Here is a 20,830-nt window from a genome sequence, read left to right on the forward strand (position 1 = left end):
GCGCGCCGCTTTTGCCCCCCTGAAATCGCTACAAACACGCGGCCAAGAAATGCTGCGCCGCACCAATAGAACACCGGCTCTAAAGTTCCCGTTTGACTTTTACGTGGTAGTGGATAATAGTACGAGCGTTCGGATTTTTTCGAAGCGTGCTTTTTTTTACCCTCGCTTCAGTCCGCCAAATCGGCAACATCACTTTGAGAACGGACATTTTGAATACTTCAGTCAAATTCATGCGCAAGGGCGAACTGACCCGTGCAGCCATCCTCGACGTGGCGCTGGATCTGTCCAGCCGCGACGGCCTGGAAGGCCTGACCATAGGGCTGCTTGCGGACAAAATGAACATGAGCAAGTCGGGCGTGTTTGCCCACTTTGGCTCGCGCGAAGACTTGCAGATGGAAGTGCTGAAGCTCTACCACTATCGTTTCGAGCAAGAAGTCTTTTTCCCCAGCATGAAAGAACCACGCGGTATCCAGCGCCTGCAATCGATGTTTGCGCGCTGGGTCAAGCGGGTCAGCGTGGAAATCGCTTCCGGCTGCATCTATATCAGCGGCGCCGTCGAGTATGACGACCGTCCCGGTCCCATCCGCGAGGCCCTGGTGGCCATGGTGCGGGCGTGGCAGGGCGCGCTGCTGCGCAGTGTCGAGCAATCGATCGCCACGGGCGACCTGAAAGCGGACACGGACGCCCAGCAGCTGGTGTACGAGATGTATGGCCTGATCCTGGCCCTGCATCACGATGCGCGCTTCCTGCGCGTGCCGGGCAGCATCGAACGGGCGCAAGCGGGCTTTATCCGCCTGCTGGCGTCGTACCAGAATTGCGTCACAAGCAAATAAGCCGTCAGGCAGTATCCGCAACAACGCACACGCACTTACAAGTACAACACTTTAGCTAATCGCCTTCAGGAGAAAATTATGGGTCAATACGTCGCGCCAATCCGGGATATGCAATTCGTCCTGCATGAGTTCCTGCAAGTGGAAGAAGAACTGAAGCAAATGCCGTCGTACGCCGACGTCGACGCCGACATCATCAACCAGGTGCTGGAAGAGGGCGGCAAATTCACCTCCGAAGTACTGTTCCCGCTGAACCACTCCGGCGACCGCGAAGGCTGCCACCACGACCCCGTCACGAAAAGCGTGACCACGCCGAAAGGCTTCAAGGAAGCCTACAAGCAGTACGTCGAAGGCGGCTGGGCGGCTTTGGCCTGCGATCCGGAATACGGCGGCCAGGGCTTGCCGGTCGTGCTGAACAATTCGTTCTATGAAATGCTGAACTCGTCGAACCAGGCCTGGTCCATGTACCCTGGCCTGTCGCACGGCGCCTACGAGTGCCTGAAGGAACACGGCACCGACCACCAGAAGGAAGTGTATCTGCCGAAGCTGGTGTCGGGCGAATGGACGGGCACCATGTGCCTGACCGAACCGCACTGCGGCACCGACCTGGGCCTGCTGCGCTCGAAAGCGCTGCCTGAGGCGGACGGTTCCTGGACCATCACCGGCAACAAGATCTTCATCTCGGCCGGCGAGCACGACATGGCGGAAAACATCCTGCACCTGGTGCTGGCCCGCGTGCCGGACGCACCGGAAGGCTCGAAAGGCATCTCGCTGTTCCTGGTGCCGAAATTCCTGCCGAACGCGGACGGCACGGTCGGCGAACGCAACCCGATCACCTGCGGCGCCATCGAAGAAAAAATGGGCATCCACGGCAATTCGACCTGCCAGATGAACCTGGACGGCGCGAAAGGCTGGATCATCGGCCAGCCGAACAAGGGCCTGAACGCCATGTTCGTCTTCATGAACGCGGCCCGTCTGGGCGTGGGCATGCAGTCGCTGGGCCTGACGGAAATCGCCTACCAGAACGCGCTGATCTACGCCAAGGACCGCACGCAAATGCGTTCGCTGTCCGGCATCAAGAACCCGGAACTGCCGGCCGACCGCATCATCGTGCACCCTGACGTGCGCCGCATGCTGTTGACGGGCAAAGCCTACGCCGAAGGCGCGCGCGCTTTCACCTCGTACGTGGCGCTGCAGATCGACCGCGAACTGCACCACCCCGACGCCGACGTGCGCAAGGAAGCGGCCGACGAAGTGGCGCTGCTGACGCCCGTCATCAAGGCCTTCATCACCGATAACGCCTGGATCGCCACCTCGGACGCGATGCAAGTGTTCGGCGGTCATGGCTACATCTCGGAATGGGGCATGGAACAGTATGTGCGCGACGCGCGCATCAACATGATCTACGAAGGCACGAACACGATCCAGTCGCTGGACCTGCTGGGCCGCAAGATCCTCGGCGACAACGGCGCCAAGCTGCGCAAGTTCGGCGAAAAGATCAAGGCTTTCGTTGAAGACAACGGCACCGATGAAGCGATGAGCGAATTCGTCACCCCACTGGGCGACCTGGGCGACAAAGTCACCAAGCTGACCATGGAAATCGGCATGAAGGCCTTCCAGAATCCTGACGAAGTGGGCGCGGCATGCGTGCCTTACCTGCGCGTCGTCGGCCACATGATCTACAGCTACCTGTTCGCGCAGATGGCCAAGATCGCCCTCGAAAAAGAATCCAGCGGCGACAAGTTCTACACCGCCAAACTGGCTACCGCACGTTTCTACTTCGCCCGCTTGCAGCCTGAAACGGCAACCCTGATCCGTCAGGCGCGTTCCGGTTCGGCCAACCTGATGGCACTCGACGCAGACCTGTTCTAAGACTTGAGGAAAATATGACCAATTTCATCGTTAAAAAAGTAGCCGTCCTCGGCGCCGGCGTGATGGGCGCGCAGATCGCCGCCCATTGCATCAACGCGAAAGTGCCAGTCGTGCTGTTCGACCTGCCGGCAAAGGAAGGTCCAAAGAATGGCATCGTGCTGCGCGCCATCGAGAACCTGAAAAAGCTGTCGCCTGCCCCGCTGGGCAACAAGGACGATGCCGCGCTGATCCAGGTCGCCAACTACGAAGACAACCTGGACCTGCTGGCCGGTTGCGACCTGATCATCGAAGCCATCGCCGAGCGCATGGACTGGAAACACGACCTGTATCAGAAGGTGGCCCCGCACATCGGCCCGAACGCGATCTTCGCCTCGAACACCTCGGGCCTGTCGATCACCAAGCTGGCCGAAGGCTTCGACGCCGACCTGAAATCGCGCTATTGCGGCGTGCACTTCTTCAACCCGCCGCGCTATATGCACCTGGTCGAAATCATCCCGACCGAGTTCACCAAGCCTGAAATCAGCGACCAGCTGGAAGGCTTTTTGACCACCACCCTGGGCAAGGGCGTGGTACGCGCCAAGGATACGCCGAACTTCATCGCCAACCGCGTTGGCGTGTTCGGCATCCTGGCCATCGTGCACGAAGCTGAAAAATTCGGCCTGTCCGTGGACGTCGTCGATGATTTGACGGGCGCCAAGCTGGGCCGCGCCAAGTCGGGCACCTTCCGCACGGCGGACGTGGTCGGCCTGGACACCATGGGCCATGTGATCAAGACCATGCAGGACTACCTGCCGAACGATCCGTTCGCCGCCGTCTACAAGACGCCGGAAGTGCTGGCCAAGCTGGTGGAAAAAGGCGCGCTGGGCCAGAAGAGCGGCGCAGGCTTCTACAAGAAGGTCGGCAAGGAAATTCAACGCCTGGACTTCGCCACCGGTGAATACGTGGCCGGCGGCGCCAAGGCTGCCGACATCATTGCCCGCATCCTGAAAGAAAAGGATCCGGTCAAGAAGATGAAGGCGCTGCGCGAATCGACGAATCCGCAAGGCCAGTTCCTGTGGGCGATCTTCCGCGACGCTTTCCACTATATCGCCATTCACCTCGACACCGTGGCCGACAATGCGCGCGACATCGACTTCGCCATGCGCTGGGGCTTCGGCTGGAACGTCGGTCCGTTTGAAACGTGGCAGGCATCGAACTGGCTGCAAGTGGCCAACTGGGTCAAGGAAGACATCGACGCCGGCCACGCGCTGTGCAACGCGCCGCTGCCAGCCTGGGTCTTCGAAGGCCCGGTCGCTGAAAAAGGCGGCGTGCACACGCCGGAAGGTTCCTACTCCGCCGTGTCGAACAGCTTCGTGCCACGCTCTACCCTGTCCGTGTATGACCGCCAGCCGTTCCGCGCGCCAGTCCTGGGCAGCGGCGCCATCGACGGCAAGACCGCCGGCACCACCGTCTTCGAAGACGAATCCGTGCGCGTCTGGCATACGGGCGACGATGTGTTGATCATCTCGTTCAAGACCAAGATGCACGTGATTGGCGAAGGCGTCATCAATGGCCTGAAACTGGCCCTGGCCGAAGCCGAGAAGAATTTCAAGGGCCTGGTGATCTGGCACGCGGACGCAGCCGAAGGCGGCGCGTTCTCGGCCGGCGCCGACCTGCAATCGGCCCTGCCGGCGTTCATGCAAGGCGGCGTGAAAGCCGTCGATCCGATCATCGCCGAACTGCAGAACACCTTCATGTCGCTGAAATACGCGAACGTGCCGGTGATCGCCGCGGTCGCCGGCCTGGCGCTGGGCGGCGGTTGCGAACTGGCCCTGCACGCATCGAAGCGCGTGGCCTCGATCGAGTCGTATATCGGCCTGGTGGAAGTGGGCGTGGGCCTGATTCCAGCCGGCGGCGGCTTGAAGGAAGCGGCGCAGCGCGCCTACAAGGAAGCCAAGGGTAACGACATCCTGCAATTCCTGAAAACGGGCTTCACCAACGCAGCCACCGCCAACGTGTCGAAATCGGCGCTGGAAGCCAAAAAAATGGGCTACCTGAAGGAAGACGACGTCATCGTGTTCAACGCCTACGAGCTGCTGCATGTGGCCAAGGTCGAAGCGCGCGCCATGTTCGATGCCGGCTTCCGTCCGCAACTGCAGTCGCTGATCCAGGTGACGGGCCGTTACGGCTGGGGCACCATCAAGGCGCAGCTGGTCAACATGCGCGACGGCGGCTTCATTTCGGCGCACGATTTCAAGCTGGGCGAGATGATCGCCGAGATCGTATCGGGCGGCGACGTGGACCAGGGCAGCTTCGTCAGCGAACAGTGGCTGCTGGATATGGAACGCAAGGCATTCCTGGAGCTGTTGAACCATCCGAAAACCCAGGAACGGATCATGGGCATGATGCAAACCGGTAAGCCGGTACGCAACTAAGCCTGACGTCGATGACGATCCTGTCCATTATTTTTAAAGTATTGCTGCGCGTGAGGCCAAGCATGGTGTATGACCGTATCAAACAACAGATGATGGACACCTTGCCCTTCGTGCGGCTGCTGGGGATCAGCATCGACGACATCGGCGCCGGCACCTCGAAGGTGTCGATGCCGGAAGATCCCAAACTGAATAATCACCTGGGCACGCAGCATGCGGGCGCCTTGTTTACCCTGGCCGAAACGGCTTCCGGCGCGGCCATGGCTGGCGGCTTCGCCGAGCTGATACTGGGCTTGCGCCCGGTGGCCAAGGAGTCGCGCATCCAGTACCAGAAGGTGGCCCGGGGCGCGACACGCGCCGAAGGCCGGGTACCGGGCGATCTGGCTGCCTTGAAGGCGCAGCTGGCGCAGGACGGCAAGGTGGCGTTTCCCGTGGAAGTCGACATTTTCGACTCCGAGGGCACGCTGGCGGCACAGGTGACGGTGGACTGGTATTTGTCGCAGAAGCGATAGGCCAGCATTCCGGACATTCGACAGAACACGAACCTCGTTCAACATCTTTGAAAGAACAAAATGAGCAAACAACTTCAAGACGCTTACATCGTCTCTGCAACCCGCACCCCGATCGGCAAGGCGCCGCGCGGCATGTTCAAGAACACCCGCCCGGACGACCTGCTGGTACGCGTGCTGCAATCGGCCCTGGCGCAAGCGCCTGGCCTCGACCCGGCGCTGATCACCGACGCCATCATCGGCTGCTCGTTCCCGGAAGCGGAGCAGGGCTTCAACATCGCGCGTAACTCGGTGCTGCTGGCCGGCTTGCCGAAAACCGTGGGCGGCGTCACCGTCAACCGTTACTGCGCTTCGGGCATCACGGCCATCGCCATGGCCGCCGACCGCATCCGCGTGGGCGAAGCCGACGTCATGATCGCGGGCGGCATCGAATCGATGTCGATGGTGCCGATGATGGGCCACCACCCATCGATGAACCTGGACATGTTCAGCGACGAGAACATCGGCATGGCTTACGGCATGGGCCTGACGGCCGAGAAAGTGGCGCAGCAATGGAAAGTGTCGCGCGAACAGCAGGACGCGTTCTCCGTTGAATCGCACCGTCGCGCCATCGCCGCGCAGCAAGCCGGTTTCTTCAAGGCGGAAACGACGCCAGTGGAAATCATCACGCGCACGCCGAACCTGGCGACCGGCCAAGTCGATGTAACGCGCCGCACCGTCGACACGGACGAAGGCGCACGCGCCGATTCGTCGATGGAATCGCTGGCCAAGCTGAAGCCCGTCTTCGCCGCCAAGGGTTCCGTCACGGCCGCCAACAGCTCGCAGATGTCCGACGGCGCCGGCGCGCTCTTGATCGTCAGCGAAAAAATCCTGCGCGAGCACAACCTGACTCCGCTGGCGAAATTCTCCTCGTTCGCCGTGCGCGGCGTGCCGCCGGAAATCATGGGCATCGGCCCTAAATTCGCCATTCCTGCAGCGTGCGCCGCCGCCGGCATCACGCAAGACCAGCTGGACTGGATCGAGCTGAACGAAGCGTTTGCCGCGCAAGCCCTGGCCGTCATCGGCGACCTGGGCCTGGACCCATCGAAGGTCAACCCGATGGGCGGCGCGATCGCCCTGGGCCACCCGCTGGGCGCGACCGGCGCCATCCGCGCCGCTACCGTGATCCACGCACTGCAGCGCACCAAGCAGAAGTACGGCATGGTCACGATGTGCGTGGGTGCCGGCATGGGCGCAGCCGGAATCTTTGAACGCGTTTAAGTTCGAGGGACTAAAGCAATAAAACAGGGCGCTGCGGGATTACCCGGCGCCCTTTATCTTTTTGGAGACGACATGGATATTTTATGCTGCAAGAGCGAGGGCATTCTGACCCTGGAATTCAACCGCCTGGAACGCAAGAATGCGATCACGGGCGCCATGTACCAGACCCTGGCCGATGCGCTGGTGGCGGCCGAGACGGACGATGCGGTGCGCGCCATCCTGATCTGCGGCAAGCGCGAGATTTTCACGGCCGGCAACGACCTCGATGACTTCATGAAGACGGCGCGCCCGAAGGACGGCTCGCTCGACCATGACCGTCCCGTGTTCCAGTTCATGCGCGCCCTGTACGGCAGCAGCAAGCCCGTGGTGGCGGCCGTTTCCGGCCCGGCCATCGGCATCGGCACGACCTTGCTGATGCACTGCGACCTCGTCTACGCCGCAGACAACGCCAGCTTCTCGATGCCGTTCACGCAGCTGGGCCTGTGCCCGGAATTCGGCTCCAGCCTGCTGCTTACGCAACTGGCCGGCTATCCGCGCGCGGCGGAAAAACTGATGCTGGGCGAGGCGTTCCCCGCCAGCGAAGCTTTGGAGATGGGCCTGGTGTCGAAAGTCGTGCCCCTGTACGACTTGATGACGTACGCGCAAGGCCAGGCCGCCAAGCTGGTGGCCCTGCCGGCCGCCTCCATCCGCGCCACCAAGCGATTGATGAAGCAAAGCCGCATGGAGCCGATGAAGGCGGCCATCGCCGAGGAAAACAAACTGTTCAGCGCCATGCTGGGCGGCGCCGAAGCGAAGGAAGCGTTTACGGCCTTCTTTGAAAAGAGGAAGCCGGATTTCAAGAAGTTTGCATAAGGCGGGGCCTGACATCTCGTCGGGCCCAGCGCCATCTGATTTGGACATGACGATCGGCGATGAGAGTGCGGTGGCCGGTGCCGCCGCAACGCATTGAATGGATTTTTTCTCAGCCCCCGGCCTGCGTAGGAGGATGTGCCTTCAGCGAGGGATGGAAGCGGCCAATTCCGAGCTATCGAGGAAGAATGCGCGGTTGTCAGCGAGTTTCTCGATCATGAAGTCAATAAAAGTCCTCACCCGCAGAGACTGTTCCGCCCGGTGCCCATAGTAGATATAGATGGCGCCGCACTGGCTGACATGCTGCATGAGCAAGGGCACGAGCCGGCCGCTACGGATATGCGGCATGGCCTCGAAACTCCCTAGCTGTCCGATGCCAAGACCCGACAACACCGCCCGTGTCTCCATCGCGGTGTCATTCACGCAAATGACGGCCGGTATGTCCCGATGCACAATCTCGTCGCCGATCTGGAACTGCCATTGGGCGACCTTGCCCGTATTTGCCCACCGATAGCCAGTGCAGCTGTGCTGGCTCAGTTCGTCTATCGTTTGAGGAGCGCCGTGGCGCTCGATGTAGTCCGGCGAAGCACAAACGATCAACTGAATGGGCACGAGCCGCCGCGCAATCGACCCTCCCGAGGGCGGCGGCCCACCCCTGAAACCGACATCGGCGCGTCCGCTCACCAGGTCGGTGAACTGGTCATCGAGCTCGATGTCGAGCTGCACTTTGGGATGGGACTGGTGGAATAATTCGAAAAATTGCCAAAGCACGGACAGCCCCAGCGACTGGGGAGCGTTGATGCGCAATATCCCGTTTACTTCTTCCTTGGACCGGCGCGCTTCGTCCAGAGACGACGACAGTATGGCCAGTGCCGGTTTCACGCTGTCGAACAGGCGCTGGCCTTCTTCCGTCAAACTCAGCTTGCGCGTGGTCCGGTGGAACAGGCGCACGCCAAGTGATTTTTCCAGCTGGATCACCGATTGGCTGGCCGCCTGCGGCGAGATGCCCTGGTCGATGGCCGCGCGCCGCAAACTGCCCAGCGTTGCCGTGCGGACGAAGACGGTAATGGCGCGGATATCGTTCATGGAACAATGATGATTAGCAAGTTTTAGTTGATTATCATTCTAGCATTTGACCACTAGTTCATGCCAATTTTTGCTTCTATCATTCGCCCTTTAAGCACCTCGGGAGCAGAATGATGAGCAACGTTCAACAGCACGAATTCAAGCGCGTCTGGTTGATCACCGGTGCATCCAGGGGCATCGGCGCATTGATTGCAGAGGCGGCACTGGCGGACGGCAATGCGGTGGTCGCAACCGGGCGTAACGCGGCAGCGGTCGTCGAGCGGCTCGGCACGTGCGCCGCGTTGCTGCCGATTGCCCTCGACGTGACGAATGAGGAGCAAATCAGGCTGGGCGTGCGCGTTGCGCTGGAACACTTTGGGCGTATTGACGTGCTCGTCAATAATGCGGGCTTCGGTCTGCTGGCTGCCGTGGAAGAGTCTGGCGACACGGATGTGAGACGGATGTTTGACACGAATGTCTTCGGCTTGCTGAACGTGACGCGCGCCGTGCTGCCCACAATGCGGGCGCAGCGTTCCGGTCACGTGATCAATATTTCATCGATCGGCGGCTATCAGGCCGCGGCAGGTTTCGGGGTGTATTCATCGACAAAATTTGCCGTCGAAGGCATCACGGAAGCCATGCATACCGAACTCAAGCCACTGGGCATTCACGCCACCGTCGTTGAACCAGGTTATTTCCGCACCGACTTCCTCGATGCCTCGTCGCTGCTCGTAGCGCCCGATGAAATTGGCGATTACGCGGCGACTTCGGGCGCCGTGCGCAGACAAGCGTTAGCGCTGAACCACAATCAGCCCGGTGATCCCCAAAAATTGGCGGCCGCGATGCTCCGCGTCGTAGACGCGCCCAATCCGCCACTGCGTCTTCCCATGGGCACCGACACGCTGGCTGCGATTGCCGCAAAAAACGCCTTTGTGGCACAGGAAATGGAGGCGTGGCGCGACCTCTCCGCATCGACGGATTTTCCCGCCTGACAGAGCCCGAGCGGGGGGGGCATGCCTGAATTCACCCATATAAGCGATTCGCAGCTGCATCACCCCCGATGCTTGAAACCATGATTGATATCGTTCGCTGGCAAGGAATAAAGCATGAGCGCACCTGATTCTGTTGGCAAAGTTCTGCACCATCACATACGGCGGATGTCAGGACGCGATCCGCACGAGCTGCACCGTGTCGCATCGTCCCTGGAATTGTTATTCGACCTGACTTTCGTTACATGCTTTGCGTTTGCCGCTGCACAGTTCGCACACGCAATCGCGGCAGGCCATTACGCCAGCGCGCTCATCGGATTTGGCTTTTCGAGCCTGTGTATCTGCTGGGCCTGGTTCAATTTCACGTGGTTTGCATCGGCCTACGACACTGACGACTGGATTTTTCGCATCACGACGATGGTACAGATGACGGGTGTGCTGGTGCTGGCGGTCGGTTTGCCGCGCCTGTTCTCCTCGCTCGAACAGGGCCAGCAGCTCGATAACTCGGTGATGGTACTTGGCTACGTGATCATGCGCGCGGCGATGATATGTCAATGGTTGCGGGCAGCGAGGCAAGACTTTGCACGGCGCCGCGCGTGCCTCACCTATGCCGCTGCCATTGCGATGGCACAGATAGGCTGGATAGCGATTATTCTTTTCCCTTTCTCGATGGGCGTGACCATTGTCCTCGTTGTCCTCTGGTTTCTCATCGAGTTCGCCGGCCCCGTGCTGGCGGAGCGCAAGGATGGCGGTACGCCCTGGCACGCGGAGCACATTGCCGAACGTTACAGCCTGTTCGCCATCCTTGCCTTGGGTGAAGGACTGGTCGGGACGGTCGCGACCTTGTCCGCCGAAATAGAGCACCAGGGCTGGACGCCGGAAACGGCGCTCGCCTGTATTGCAGGCGTCGGACTGACCTTTGGCATGTGGTGGGTGTACTCCATTCTGCCGTCGGCGAATGTGCTGCACGTGCATCGCTCGCGCGCTTTCATCTGGAGCTATGGGCAGATACTGATCATTGCATCTATTGTGGCAACGGGGGCTGGCCTTGACGTCGCGGCGAACCTGATTGAAAACAAGGCCCATATCGGCACACTCCCGGCCCTGCTCGCCACTGCGATTCCCGTGGCCCTTTTCCTCGCCTTGATTTATGCGCTCCACTATTTTCTTGTGCGCCGCTACGACCAACTGCATATGTGGCTTTTGCTTGCAACAGCTGCCGTCATCGCGACGGCGGTCATGGCGGCGACCTTTGGCGCGAATATCGTTGAATGTCTCGGTATTCTGCTCTTTGCACCGGTCATCACCGTCGTCGGCTATGAGGTACTGGGACATCGTCACCAGGACGAAATGCTCACGCGCCGCTAATGCGCGACGCAGTGGGTGAAGCGATTGCAGGCTGTTGATACGGCTGCCGGCAAGCAAACCTGACATTTTTATCTTTTATGATACTTTTCTGAAGAATTTCATTTTTACGCTCATTCATTCATTGATTATGACAATTGTCATTCTCAAATGACGGGATAGTCCGTGGCCATACGCTTTCACAGCCATGACGGCCGGTCAATGCGTATTGTTCGAGTATTGCTGCTGCAGTTAAAACAGGAGGAGCACTCATGATTCGATTGGTGTTGCTGTTATTGGGCGTCGAATATCTACGCAAGCGCTGGCGCAGTATCCTGTTGATCGGATTGATCTGGCTGCTCGCAGGCCTGGTCATATTTATCGACGCACTCGATAACGCGCTGTACTTCCCGATCAATTTCTTTGCTTATCTGTTCCTGGCCGAAGGCCTGGCAACACTGGCGGTGGCATGGACCGGTGTCGGCGGCCAGCGCATCCTGCGATACGTGAAAGGCTGCGCCGTGGTGCTGGCGGCGATGCTGATTTTCGCCGGTCACCACCATGGCAATTTCCTGTTATCGATGATTTTTGGGACGCTGTTTCTCGCCGATGGCCTGATACAGTGCATTTCGGCCTACATGGTCCGCTATCGCCGCTGGCGCGTGGCCTTCTCCTGGGGCGTGGCCGAGATTGCGCTGGCAATTTTCTTTTATCAGCCCTACCCGACGCATTATGTCGGCACACTGCCGTATTGCCTGGGCTTGTTTTTGATGTTTGGCGGCGCCAACTTGATCGCCCTGGCCGCCCGTGTTCGCCGCATGAACGGCAATCCGGCCCTGTCGGAATCGCTGCAGCCCGACGTTCAGCCGGATGAGCACCGTGCTTCCGCATTCACGCAAGTGGAGTGGGAAGGCCCTCCCGCGGACCATGAACAGGCGCTGACGGTGCATGTCTGGACGCCTTCCGGTTCAGCCAAGTCGCCGACGCAAAATTATCCGATCGTCGACCGCTATATCGCCGCGGTCGATGTCAACGGCGTGATCTCCACCGGGCATGCGGCATTGGAGTCGCCGGAGGGTATTTATATCAGCCTGTATCCGAGTGTGGAGATCGACCGTTCGCCCGACGATTTCGGGCGCCTGCTGCGCGCCACCCGCGAGAATGACGTGCCGGGCGTATTCCAGCCCGATTACGCGACTGAATCGAAGACATGGTGCCCGTCCACCGTTCAGGTCCGTATCCGGAATTACGACCCGCGCCAGCTGCAGTCTTTCTGGCGGCAGTATCGCAAGGACGCGACTTACAATCTCACGCATCGTAATTGTTCCAGTACGGTCGCCCGGGCCCTGGAAGCGGCTATCGATGGCGCCGTTGGCCGTCTGTACGGGGAGCGCGCCGGCTGGAGAGTGTTTTTTCGCATCCTGGCGACGCCGGAACTGTGGGTCGCCGCCCAGATCCGCAAGCGTGCGGTGACGATGGCGTGGACGCCCGGGCTGACGCTCGATTATTCCCGAGCGCTCAGCATGCTGGCCGACCCGCGTCCGTTCGCCTGGTGGAAATTGGCGAGGACCGCCTTCAGCCGGATGGCGCAATTGCGCCGCGAATGGCGCGCCCAGGACCATGGCGCCACGGATCTTCTCGAGCAGCCCGAGGAAGGCGCCATGCGTGACAAGCGCGCGTAGTTCGCCGCCGCTGCATTGAAATAGATGGCCCTAGACGACTGGTCTAATTGTGCTACAATGCCTCGCATGAAAGCTGAATACACCGACGTGCGCCAGCACATTATCGACCAGGGCAAGGCCATCATCACGCGCAAGGGCTTTGCCGGCGTGGGGCTGAACGAGATTTTGTCGGCCGCCGACGTGCCCAAGGGTTCGTTCTACCATTACTTCAAGTCCAAGGAGTTGTTTGGCGAGGCAATGCTGGAAGATTACGTCACCGGCTACCTGGCCGAAATGGAAGGCGTGCTGGGCCAGCCTGGCAAGAACGCGGCGCAGTCGCTGATGGCGTATTGGTCCAGCTGGGCCAGCTGGACCAGCGAGAGCCTCGATGGCAGCGCTTGCGATTGCCGCTGCCTGGTGGTCAAGCTCAGCAGCGAAGTGGCGGACATGTCGGAACCGATGCGCGTGGCGCTGCTCGACGGCACCCACCGCATCATCGCCAGGCTGGCCCTGGCCATCGCGCGGGGCAGGGTGGACGATACCCTGCCATCGGTGGCCGATCCGGCGCAGATGGCCGCCACCTTGTACCAGCTGTGGCTGGGTGCGGCCATGCTGACCAAGCTGCGGCGCGACGCCAGCGCCTTGCAGACGGCCTGGCGTGCGACCCTGGCGATGTTGCAGCTGCCGCCGGACAGCGACACATAGGCAGAAAACCAAACAAACAAAGCAAACAAGCGGGCGCACCACGTCCGCGTTTTTTGAACCGCATTCTAGACGACCAGTCTAATAATAAAGGAGCAGCAGTATGAAGAATTTTGAATTCCATAACCCGACCAAGATCGTGTTCGGTGCTGATACCGTCGCCAAATTGTCCACCCTGGTGCCGCACGATGCGCGCGTGCTGATTTTGTACGGCGGCGCCAGCGCGGAAAAGACCGGTACCCTGGCCGAGGTGCGAGCTACTCTTGCGCAGGGCCAGCGCAGCGTGCAGGAGTTTGGCGGCATCGAACCCAATCCCAGCTACGAAACCCTGATGCGCGCCGTCGCCCAGGTACGCAATGAAAAGCTGGACTTCCTGCTGGCCGTCGGTGGCGGCTCCGTGATCGACGGCACCAAGTTCGTCGCCGCTGCCGCCCTGTACGAGGGTGAGCCGTGGGAAATCGCCGAGCGCGGCGGTGCCAATGTGCATTGCGCCCTGCCGTTCGGCACGGTGCTGACCTTGCCGGCCACGGGGTCGGAAATGAACAGCGGCGGCGTGGTGACGAAGAAAGCCACGCATGCCAAGCTGAGTTTTCGCAACCCGCTGCTGTATCCGCAGTTTTCCGTGCTCGACCCCAGCAAGACTTTCACCTTGCCGGCCACGCAGGTGGCCAATGGCCTGGTCGACGCCTTTGTCCACACGACGGAGCAGTATCTGACCTATCCGGTGCAGGCGAAGGTGCAGGACCGCTTTGCCGAAGGCTTGCTGCAAACCCTGGTCGAGATCGCGCCGCAGGCGGTCGCTTCGCCCGACGATTACGATACCCGCGCCAACCTGATGTGGACGGCCACCCTGGCCCTGAATGGCCTGATCGGCGCCGGCGTGCCGCAGGACTGGGCCACCCACATGATCGGCCACGAATTGACGGCCCTGTACGACATCGACCATGCGCGCACCCTGGCCCTGGTGTTGCCGGCCCTGCTGGACGTACAGCGCGAGCAGAAACGCGGCAAATTGCTACAGTATGGCGAACGTGTCTGGAACATCACGGAAGGCGGCGACGACGAGCGCATCGATGCCGCCATCGCCCGCACGCGCACCTTCTTTGAAGGCCTGGGCATCCCGACCCGTTTGTCGGCCTATCAGCTGGGCCAGGAAGCGGTGGAAGCGGTACTGAAGCAGCTGGAAGCACATGGCATGACCTCACTCGGCGAACACCGCGATATCGACCTCGCGCGCAGCCGCCGTATCCTCGAAGCAGCACTGTAACCCTGACATAAAAGGATACAATATGAACATCCTGATGGTACTGACCTCGCACGACCAACTCGGTAACACCGGCAAGAAAACCGGCTTCTGGCTGGAAGAATTCGCCGCTCCCTACTACGTCTTGCAAGAAGCGGGCGCGAAGCTGACGGTAGTGTCGCCCAACGGCGGCCAGCCGCCGCTGGACCCGAAAAGCGACGAGCCGGAGTCGCAAACGGACGCCACGCGCCGCTTCAAGCAGGACGCCGCTGCGCAAGCCGTGCTGGCCAACACGGGCAAGCTGGCCGACGTGAAAGCGGCAGACTTTGACGCCGTGTTCTACCCGGGCGGCCATGGCCCGCTGTGGGACCTGGCAGAAGACCCGCACTCGATCGCGCTGATCGAGCAGATGATCGCCGCTGGCAAGCCCGTCGCCGCCGTCTGCCACGCGCCCGGCGTGCTGCGCCACGTGAAAGCGCTTGATGGCACGCCGCTGGTGCGCGGCAAGCAGGTGACGGGCTTTACGAATACCGAGGAAGATGCCGTCGGCTTGACGGCCATCGTGCCTTTCCTCGTCGAGGACATGCTCAAGGAAAACGGCGGCGTGTACTCGAAGCTGGGCGACTGGCAGCCGTACGCCGTCACCGACGGCTTGCTGGTCACGGGCCAGAATCCCGCATCGTCGGAAGCGGCCGCGCAGGCGCTGCTCAAGCTGCTGGGCTGATACCCCGGTAGCGCATCCGCCGCTGGTCGTCACGCCACAGTGCGTCCGGCGGCCATGCCCGCCAGGATCAGGCCGACCGAGGCGTGCCATTGCGTCTCGTTGGCGGGCCTGCCCGCCAGCGCATAGCCGTGCAGGAAATCGACGAGCGCATCGCGCCCGCGCAGCCGGGTTTTCTTGTCCAGCTCGAGACCGTCGACGGCCAGTTCGAACAGCGCCGTGAACCGCTGTGCCACGTCGGCTTGCTCCACCAGCCCGCGCGCCATCAGGCGCACGAAGTAGGGCGTGGCGCTGACCAGTTCCAGATACAGCGCGCACAGCGCCAGCAGGCGTCGTGGCGCTGTCTGGCGCCGCGTAAATGGCGGCTGCTGCGGATCGAGCGCGGCAAAGCGCTGTGCCATCAGGGCCAGCAATAATTCCTCTTTTCCCGCGTAGTAGTGATACACGGCCATGGCGTCGACGCCCAGGTGTTGCGCCAGCGCGCGCATGGAAAACGCCTCGCCTTTTTCTTCCAGCAGCGCCAGGGCCGCCTGCAGGATGCTGGCGCTGTCCAGTGCGGGCAGCGCGCGGCGCGGACGCCCGGCGCGGCGCACGGGAGATTCCTTGGCTTGAAGTTTTGGGGTTTTCATGGGCATAATTCTACACTGTAGAATTAAATCAAGGAAAACCCATGCAAAAACCTTTTGTCAGCGTTTTTCTCGGCATCAGCCTCGATGGCTGCATCGCGGGAGAGAATGGCGACCTGTCCTGGCTGGCCGAACTGGCGCCCGACTCGCCCGACGCCACCGGCTACACGGCATTGATGGAGCAGGTCGATACCTTGCTGATCGGCCGCACCACGTATGACGCCGTGCTGGGGTTCGAACCGTGGCCGTATGCGGGCAAGCGCGTGCAGGTATTGAGCCACCGCGGCTTCGCGCCGCGCCATGGTGAACAGCGCCGCGAAGGCAGCGTGCGGGACGTGCTGGAAGCGCTGGCGGAAGAGGGGCGCCGCCACGTGTATCTCGATGGCGGCGCCGTTATCCGCGCCGGTTTGCGCGAGGGCGTCATCGACAGCCTGACCTTGTCCGTGCTGCCCGTGGTGCTGGGCAAGGGCGTGCGCCTGTTCGAGGACGGCTTGCCGCGCAGCGACTGGCGCCTGGACGGCACGCGCCAGCTGCCTAGCGGCGTGGTGCAGCTGCGCTATCGGAAAAATTAACCCGCGCTGGCGATGTCGACGATGAAGCCGGGATCGTAGCGTTCATTTTCCGGCGTGCCGTCGGGCCGCTTGTAGCCGCAAGGGTTGCACACGACGCGGCAATCCTGCACGCGATAGTCGAGCGAGGCGTGCATGTGGCCATGCACCCACAGGTCCGCCTGCGCCACCAGTTCATCGAGCTGCGAGGCAAACGCCGGCGAGCCGAGATTGGTCGCGTATTGCGCTTCCACCGACAGCATCGAGGGCGCCATGTGCGTAATGACGACCGTCTTGCCCTCGAAGGGTTGCGCCAGCTGCCGCTCCAGCCAGGCGCGGTGCTGCGCGTGCAGCTGCGCCGTGTCGGCGGCGCACAAGAGACGCGGCGTGTCGCCGCCCGTGCTGATGCGCTTGTAGTCGGGCATGTAGGCTTGCGCCGCGCTCAATGCTTCGTCCCGGCGCTCCTCGCCGAACAGCAGGAAATCCGTCCACAGCGTAATGCCGAGAAAACGCACGCCGCCGAGCGTCACCGCGTCGCCGTCGAGCAGGCTGATGTTCGCGCCGTGCGCATTGGCGCTGGCGCAGGCGTCGCGCACGGCATCCTGCATGTGCTCGAGCTGGTGGCCATAGCCCTCGTGATTGCCGTGCACGTACAGCACGGGCAGGGCGCCGAAAGTGCGCGCGGCCCAGGCGATGGCGTTGCTGCCCGTGTCGATGTCGCCGGCCAGGATCACCGCGTCGGGGCGGCAGGCGGCAAGGTCGATGGCGGGCGTGTCGTCACCCCAGACTTCCAGGTGCAGGTCGGACAGGATCAGCAGACGCATGGCGATAGGAGAGCAGTGAATGGGCCTCTATCGTAGCGCAAACGGCTTGCCTTGCGGCGGCGTGCTTGACCGCGCACCGCAGGCGACGTTACCCTGTGGCATCGATTACCGCAACTTACCCTGGAGCCGCATGCCGCCTTTCTTCCTTCCCAAGACCTTGCTCAGTATCGCGCTGGCCGCCATGGCGCTGCCGTTGACGGCGCATGGCGCCACGCCCGCCGCCGATCCATTGACGCAGCCGATCGCCTCGCCGTATGCGGCGCAGTGGAACCGTCCGCAGCAGCCTGCGCGCATCCACGGGGACACGTATTACGTGGGTGTGGGTGGCTTGAGCGTGGTGCTGATCGATACGCGCGACGGCTTGATCCTGATCGACGGCGCGCTGCCGCAATCGGTGGCCGCCATCAAGGAGCATATCCTCGAGCTGGGCTTTCGTCTGGAAGACATCAAGTTCATCCTGAATACGGAAGCGCATTTCGACCATTCGGGCGGCATCGCCGCCCTGGCCCGCGACAGTGGCGCGCAAGTGGTCGCCAGTCCGCTGGGAGCGCAGGCGCTGCGCGCGGGATCGGTGCTCGCTGCGGATCCGCAGGCGGGCGAAATCGAGCCCATGCCGGCCGTGGAAAATGTGCGTGAGATCGCCGACGGCGAAACCCTGCAGCTGGGTGACGTGACCGTCACGGCGCGCTACACGCCCGGTCATACGCCGGGCAGCACCAGCTGGACCTGGGTGTCGTGCGAGGATGCGGAGCGCACGGACTGCCTGAACGTGGTGTTTGGCGCCAGCCTCACGCCGGTGGGTGCCGACGATTTTCACTTCATCGGCGATGCGGGCCATGCCGACCTGACGCCGGCCTTCCGCCGTACCATGCGGGACTTCGCCAAGCTGCCGTGCGACATCCTGATCTCGGCCCACCCCGACCATTCCGGCGGCGACCGCAAGCTGACGCAATTGCTGGAAGGCGTCACGCCGAATCCCTTCATCGATGCGCAGGCGTGCGGCAGTTACGCAGCCAAGAATGAAGCGAAGCTCGATGCCCGCATCGCCAAGGAAAAAGCCATGGCTGGCGAGACTGCGACAAAATAACAACGTTGTCGCCTTCACCATGAAAAGCGGTTGACGCACTGCAGCATCCGGTGCAGAATCAGCGTTCGCAATTCAGATTAACCAACAAAAGAAAGGAACCCCATGTTCGAGCAGGCTGGCAGCAAGTCGTACCTCCACTAGCCCCGCGCATGACGCTCGGGGCCATCGGCATCTTGCCGATCCCGAGCCGGTGTCCTTGAAAACCCCGGTGAGGAAACTCGCCGGGGTTTTTTGGTTTACCAGTACCCCGGCATAACGCAGACATCAGGAACACCGTTATGCCCATTCATCAGACACTGCGCGGCGCCCATGTGCCCGTGCATATTTTTACCGACGATATCGACGCGCAGGCATTGCGCCAGCTGCACAATATCGCCAGCCTGCCCATCGTCCATCCGTATGTGGCGGCCATGCCCGACGTGCATGCCGGCATCGGCGCCACCGTCGGCAGCGTGATTCCCACGCGCGGCGCCGTCATTCCGGCCGCCGTGGGCGTGGACATCGGCTGCGGCATGAACGCCGTGCGTACCACCCTGACGGCCAGCGACTTGCCCGACAACCTGGCGCGCCTGCGCAGCGCCATCGAAGCGGAGGTGCCCGTCGGCTTCGAGCAGCACGACTGGAGCCGCGTGCAGGGTTCGCGCCATGCGCGCGCCGTGCGCCCCCTCGCCGGCCGCCTGGAGCACATCGTCGAGCGCCACCGCGGCATCGCCAAGATGCTGCGCCAGTGCGAACGCACGTGGATCTGCCAGGCCGGCACCCTCGGCGGCGGCAACCATTTCATCGAGATCTGCCTCGACGAGGAACAGCGCGTGTGGATCATGCTGCATTCGGGCTCGCGCGGCATCGGCAACGCCATCGGCCGCTACTTCATCGCCGCCGCGCAGAAGGACATGCGTCGCCACCAGCTGCAGCTGCCGGACGCGGACCTGGCCTATCTGAGTGCAGGCTCCACGGTGTTCGACGACTATGTGGAAGCGGTGGACTGGGCGCAGGATTACGCGCTGCTCAACCGCAGCGAGATGATGCGCCGCGTGCTCGACGTGCTGGCGAAGTTCGCGCCGCCGTTTCAGCTCGACGGGGAAGCGATCAACTGCCACCACAACTACATCGCGCGCGAAACGCATGGCAATGCCGATTTGTACGTGACGCGCAAGGGCGCCATTTCGGCGCGGCAGGGAGAGCTGGGCATCATCCCCGGCAGCATGGGCGCGCGCAGCTTCATCGTGCGCGGCAAGGGCAATCCGCAGTCGTTGTGTTCCTGCTCGCACGGAGCGGGGCGCAGCATGAGCCGCAGCGAGGCGAAGCGCCGCTATGACCGCTTCGACCTGGCCGAGCAGACTGCCGGCATCGAATGCCGCAAGGATGGCGGCGTGGTCGACGAGATTCCGGCCGCCTATAAAAATATCGACGCCGTGATGGCGCACCAGAGCGACCTGGTGGAAATGGTGCATACCTTGCGCCAGGTCGTCTGCATCAAGGGTTGAAGGGGAGCATATGAAAATCAAAGTGAAAGCCACGTCCAAGCCGCGCAATCCGCTGGTGGCGGCAGCGAAACTGCGCGGCGGCGCCGGCGCGCACCAGTCGGAAGTGTCGCCGCGCGCGGCGCGCAGGGCCGGCAAGCACCGCCTGCAGCAAATGCTTGCGGGCCGCCTCAAAGCTGACGATTAGCGCGCCGGATTAACGCGACGGCAGCTCGATGATGAAGTTCGGATCAAAAGCGGGATTTTGCGGCGCGCCGCTGCGCGCCTTGTAGCCGCAGGGATTCGATACGACGCGGCAGTGGCCGATGCGGTAGTCGCGCGAGATGTGCAGGTGGCCATGCACCCACAGGTCCGCCTGCGCTGCCAGGTCGTCCAGGCGCGAAGCGTAGGCGGGCGAACACCCTTCGCTGCCGTAGGCATCGTCGACCGACTGCAAGGAGGGCGCCATGTGGCTGATGACCACCGTGCGGCCATCGAAGGGCTGCGCCAGCTCGCGCGCCAGCCACGCTTTTTGCTGCGCGTGGAACATGGCCGTGTCGGCCGCGCGCAGCTTGCGAAAGCCCATGCCGGCCAGACGGATGCGCTTGTAGTCGTTCATGACGGGCATGGCCGCTTGCCGCGTGTCGTCGCCCAGCAGGCGGAAACCCGTCCACAGGGTGGCGCCCAGGAAGCGCACGGCGTTGCCTGCCTGGTCGGTGATGACGTGGGTGTCGGCGGCGAGAAAATGCACGTTGGGCGTGGCGGCGCAGGCCGCGCGCAGCTCCTGGCGCACCTTGTCCAGATGGTGGCCATAGCCTTCGTGGTT

General features: G+C 62.1%; 20 protein-coding genes. 16 read left to right on the forward strand and 4 right to left on the reverse strand.

The features are described from left to right. Window positions 1-230 precede the first annotated feature (230 nt). The 6 genes from BLU39_RS25250 to BLU39_RS25275 all read left to right on the forward strand — a co-directional run bounded on the left by BLU39_RS25250 (window position 231) and on the right by BLU39_RS25275 (window position 7,734). Entirely contained in the window at window positions 231-833 is a 603-nt protein-coding gene (locus BLU39_RS25250) for a TetR/AcrR family transcriptional regulator (protein ID WP_046682135.1), read from the forward strand. A gap of 78 nt (window positions 834-911) precedes the next feature. Further along, on the forward strand, window positions 912-2,702 hold the full coding sequence (locus tag BLU39_RS25255) for an acyl-CoA dehydrogenase C-terminal domain-containing protein (RefSeq protein WP_034753387.1): 1,791 nt from the start codon (window positions 912-914) through the stop codon (window positions 2,700-2,702). Window positions 2,703-2,716: 14 nt separating this feature from the next. Continuing rightward, window positions 2,717-5,116 carry a 3-hydroxyacyl-CoA dehydrogenase/enoyl-CoA hydratase family protein gene (locus BLU39_RS25260; RefSeq protein WP_092718423.1) on the forward strand — a complete coding sequence of 800 codons (2,400 nt, stop codon included), beginning with the start codon at window positions 2,717-2,719 and terminating at the stop codon, window positions 5,114-5,116. A gap of 11 nt (window positions 5,117-5,127) precedes the next feature. Further along, window positions 5,128-5,625: a PaaI family thioesterase gene (locus BLU39_RS25265; RefSeq protein WP_235211783.1), complete on the forward strand. Its 498-nt coding sequence runs from the start codon at window positions 5,128-5,130 to the stop codon at window positions 5,623-5,625. A gap of 60 nt (window positions 5,626-5,685) precedes the next feature. Then, the gene (locus BLU39_RS25270) at window positions 5,686-6,882 is read left to right on the forward strand and encodes an acetyl-CoA C-acyltransferase (RefSeq protein WP_034753391.1); all 1,197 of its coding nucleotides are present in this window, start codon (window positions 5,686-5,688) and stop codon (window positions 6,880-6,882) included. A 72-nt stretch (window positions 6,883-6,954) separates the two neighbouring features. After that, the gene (locus BLU39_RS25275; RefSeq protein WP_092718426.1) at window positions 6,955-7,734 is read left to right on the forward strand and encodes an enoyl-CoA hydratase; all 780 of its coding nucleotides are present in this window, start codon (window positions 6,955-6,957) and stop codon (window positions 7,732-7,734) included. Between the two features lie 141 nt (window positions 7,735-7,875). Here BLU39_RS25275 and BLU39_RS25280 read toward each other — a convergent pair whose 3' ends face one another. Beyond that, on the reverse strand, window positions 7,876-8,817 hold the full coding sequence (locus tag BLU39_RS25280) for a LysR family transcriptional regulator (RefSeq protein WP_092718428.1): 942 nt from the start codon (window positions 8,815-8,817) through the stop codon (window positions 7,876-7,878). 113 nt (window positions 8,818-8,930) lie between these two features. Between BLU39_RS25280 and BLU39_RS25285 the strand changes: the two genes are divergently transcribed. The 6 genes from BLU39_RS25285 (at window position 8,931) to BLU39_RS25310 (ending at window position 15,459) form a co-directional block, all read left to right on the forward strand. Next, window positions 8,931-9,788 (forward strand): oxidoreductase, encoded by an 858-nt coding sequence (locus tag BLU39_RS25285; protein WP_092718431.1) that lies wholly within the window; start codon window positions 8,931-8,933, stop codon window positions 9,786-9,788. Window positions 9,789-9,902: 114 nt separating this feature from the next. Further along, entirely contained in the window at window positions 9,903-11,153 is a 1,251-nt protein-coding gene (locus BLU39_RS25290; protein ID WP_217635113.1) for a low temperature requirement protein A, read from the forward strand. 248 nt (window positions 11,154-11,401) lie between these two features. After that, window positions 11,402-12,811 carry an HdeD family acid-resistance protein gene (locus tag BLU39_RS25295; protein WP_092718436.1) on the forward strand — a complete coding sequence of 470 codons (1,410 nt, stop codon included), beginning with the start codon at window positions 11,402-11,404 and terminating at the stop codon, window positions 12,809-12,811. 66 nt (window positions 12,812-12,877) lie between these two features. After that, window positions 12,878-13,495, forward strand: a complete 618-nt coding sequence (locus tag BLU39_RS25300; protein WP_092718439.1) for a TetR/AcrR family transcriptional regulator — start codon at window positions 12,878-12,880, stop codon at window positions 13,493-13,495. Window positions 13,496-13,595: 100 nt separating this feature from the next. Then, entirely contained in the window at window positions 13,596-14,759 is a 1,164-nt protein-coding gene (locus BLU39_RS25305; protein ID WP_092718442.1) for an iron-containing alcohol dehydrogenase, read from the forward strand. Between the two features lie 22 nt (window positions 14,760-14,781). Then, on the forward strand, window positions 14,782-15,459 hold the full coding sequence (locus BLU39_RS25310) for a type 1 glutamine amidotransferase domain-containing protein (protein WP_092718445.1): 678 nt from the start codon (window positions 14,782-14,784) through the stop codon (window positions 15,457-15,459). 29 nt (window positions 15,460-15,488) lie between these two features. Here the strand turns inward: BLU39_RS25310 and BLU39_RS25315 are convergent, their stop codons facing one another. Further along, a complete protein-coding gene (locus BLU39_RS25315; RefSeq protein WP_175539414.1) occupies window positions 15,489-16,085 on the reverse strand; it encodes a TetR/AcrR family transcriptional regulator in 597 nt (198 codons plus the stop codon). A gap of 41 nt (window positions 16,086-16,126) precedes the next feature. Here BLU39_RS25315 and BLU39_RS25320 point away from each other — a divergent pair, with 41 nt between their 5' ends. Next, entirely contained in the window at window positions 16,127-16,654 is a 528-nt protein-coding gene (locus tag BLU39_RS25320; protein ID WP_092718452.1) for a dihydrofolate reductase family protein, read from the forward strand. On the opposite strand, the gene BLU39_RS25325 is transcribed toward BLU39_RS25320, so the two are convergent. After that, entirely contained in the window at window positions 16,651-17,454 is an 804-nt protein-coding gene (locus tag BLU39_RS25325) for a metallophosphoesterase family protein (protein ID WP_092718455.1), read from the reverse strand. The genes BLU39_RS25320 and BLU39_RS25325 overlap by 4 nt on opposite strands. 19 nt (window positions 17,455-17,473) lie before the next feature. Here BLU39_RS25325 and bla point away from each other — a divergent pair, with 19 nt between their 5' ends. The 3 genes from bla to BLU39_RS28735 all read left to right on the forward strand — a co-directional run bounded on the left by bla (window position 17,474) and on the right by BLU39_RS28735 (window position 20,212). Next, window positions 17,474-18,541: a subclass B3 metallo-beta-lactamase gene (gene bla / locus BLU39_RS25330; protein WP_232731282.1), complete on the forward strand. Its 1,068-nt coding sequence runs from the start codon at window positions 17,474-17,476 to the stop codon at window positions 18,539-18,541. A 278-nt stretch (window positions 18,542-18,819) separates the two neighbouring features. Further along, the gene (locus tag BLU39_RS25335; protein ID WP_092718460.1) at window positions 18,820-20,028 is read left to right on the forward strand and encodes an RtcB family protein; all 1,209 of its coding nucleotides are present in this window, start codon (window positions 18,820-18,822) and stop codon (window positions 20,026-20,028) included. A gap of 10 nt (window positions 20,029-20,038) precedes the next feature. Next, window positions 20,039-20,212 (forward strand): hypothetical protein, encoded by a 174-nt coding sequence (locus BLU39_RS28735; RefSeq protein ID WP_175539415.1) that lies wholly within the window; start codon window positions 20,039-20,041, stop codon window positions 20,210-20,212. 9 nt (window positions 20,213-20,221) lie between these two features. On the opposite strand, the gene BLU39_RS25340 is transcribed toward BLU39_RS28735, so the two are convergent. Further along, window positions 20,222-20,797, reverse strand: a complete 576-nt coding sequence (locus BLU39_RS25340) for a metallophosphoesterase family protein (RefSeq protein ID WP_254789064.1) — start codon at window positions 20,795-20,797, stop codon at window positions 20,222-20,224. Window positions 20,798-20,830 lie beyond the last annotated feature (33 nt).

The sequence above is a fragment of the Janthinobacterium sp. OK676 genome (genome assembly GCF_900103595.1).
Classification (GTDB): Bacteria; Pseudomonadota; Gammaproteobacteria; order Burkholderiales; family Burkholderiaceae_D; genus Janthinobacterium.

Bases quoted from the DNA above. Each gene is read 5' to 3' on its own strand.
- BLU39_RS25250 (WP_046682135.1), top strand. From the start codon at position 231: ATGCGCAAGGGCGAACTGACCCGTGCAGCCATCCTCGACGTGGCGCTG.
- BLU39_RS25255 (WP_034753387.1), top strand. From the start codon at position 912: ATGGGTCAATACGTCGCGCCAATCCGGGATATGCAATTCGTCCTGCAT.
- BLU39_RS25260 (WP_092718423.1), top strand. From the start codon at position 2,717: ATGACCAATTTCATCGTTAAAAAAGTAGCCGTCCTCGGCGCCGGCGTG.
- BLU39_RS25265 (WP_235211783.1), top strand. From the start codon at position 5,128: ATGACGATCCTGTCCATTATTTTTAAAGTATTGCTGCGCGTGAGGCCA.
- BLU39_RS25270 (WP_034753391.1), top strand. From the start codon at position 5,686: ATGAGCAAACAACTTCAAGACGCTTACATCGTCTCTGCAACCCGCACC.
- BLU39_RS25275 (WP_092718426.1), top strand. From the start codon at position 6,955: ATGGATATTTTATGCTGCAAGAGCGAGGGCATTCTGACCCTGGAATTC.
- BLU39_RS25280 (WP_092718428.1), bottom strand. From the start codon at position 8,817: ATGAACGATATCCGCGCCATTACCGTCTTCGTCCGCACGGCAACGCTG.
- BLU39_RS25285 (WP_092718431.1), top strand. From the start codon at position 8,931: ATGAGCAACGTTCAACAGCACGAATTCAAGCGCGTCTGGTTGATCACC.
- BLU39_RS25290 (WP_217635113.1), top strand. From the start codon at position 9,903: ATGAGCGCACCTGATTCTGTTGGCAAAGTTCTGCACCATCACATACGG.
- BLU39_RS25295 (WP_092718436.1), top strand. From the start codon at position 11,402: ATGATTCGATTGGTGTTGCTGTTATTGGGCGTCGAATATCTACGCAAG.
- BLU39_RS25300 (WP_092718439.1), top strand. From the start codon at position 12,878: ATGAAAGCTGAATACACCGACGTGCGCCAGCACATTATCGACCAGGGC.
- BLU39_RS25305 (WP_092718442.1), top strand. From the start codon at position 13,596: ATGAAGAATTTTGAATTCCATAACCCGACCAAGATCGTGTTCGGTGCT.
- BLU39_RS25310 (WP_092718445.1), top strand. From the start codon at position 14,782: ATGAACATCCTGATGGTACTGACCTCGCACGACCAACTCGGTAACACC.
- BLU39_RS25315 (WP_175539414.1), bottom strand. From the start codon at position 16,085: ATGAAAACCCCAAAACTTCAAGCCAAGGAATCTCCCGTGCGCCGCGCC.
- BLU39_RS25320 (WP_092718452.1), top strand. From the start codon at position 16,127: ATGCAAAAACCTTTTGTCAGCGTTTTTCTCGGCATCAGCCTCGATGGC.
- BLU39_RS25325 (WP_092718455.1), bottom strand. From the start codon at position 17,454: ATGCGTCTGCTGATCCTGTCCGACCTGCACCTGGAAGTCTGGGGTGAC.
- bla (WP_232731282.1), top strand. From the start codon at position 17,474: ATGGGCCTCTATCGTAGCGCAAACGGCTTGCCTTGCGGCGGCGTGCTT.
- BLU39_RS25335 (WP_092718460.1), top strand. From the start codon at position 18,820: ATGCCCATTCATCAGACACTGCGCGGCGCCCATGTGCCCGTGCATATT.
- BLU39_RS28735 (WP_175539415.1), top strand. From the start codon at position 20,039: ATGAAAATCAAAGTGAAAGCCACGTCCAAGCCGCGCAATCCGCTGGTG.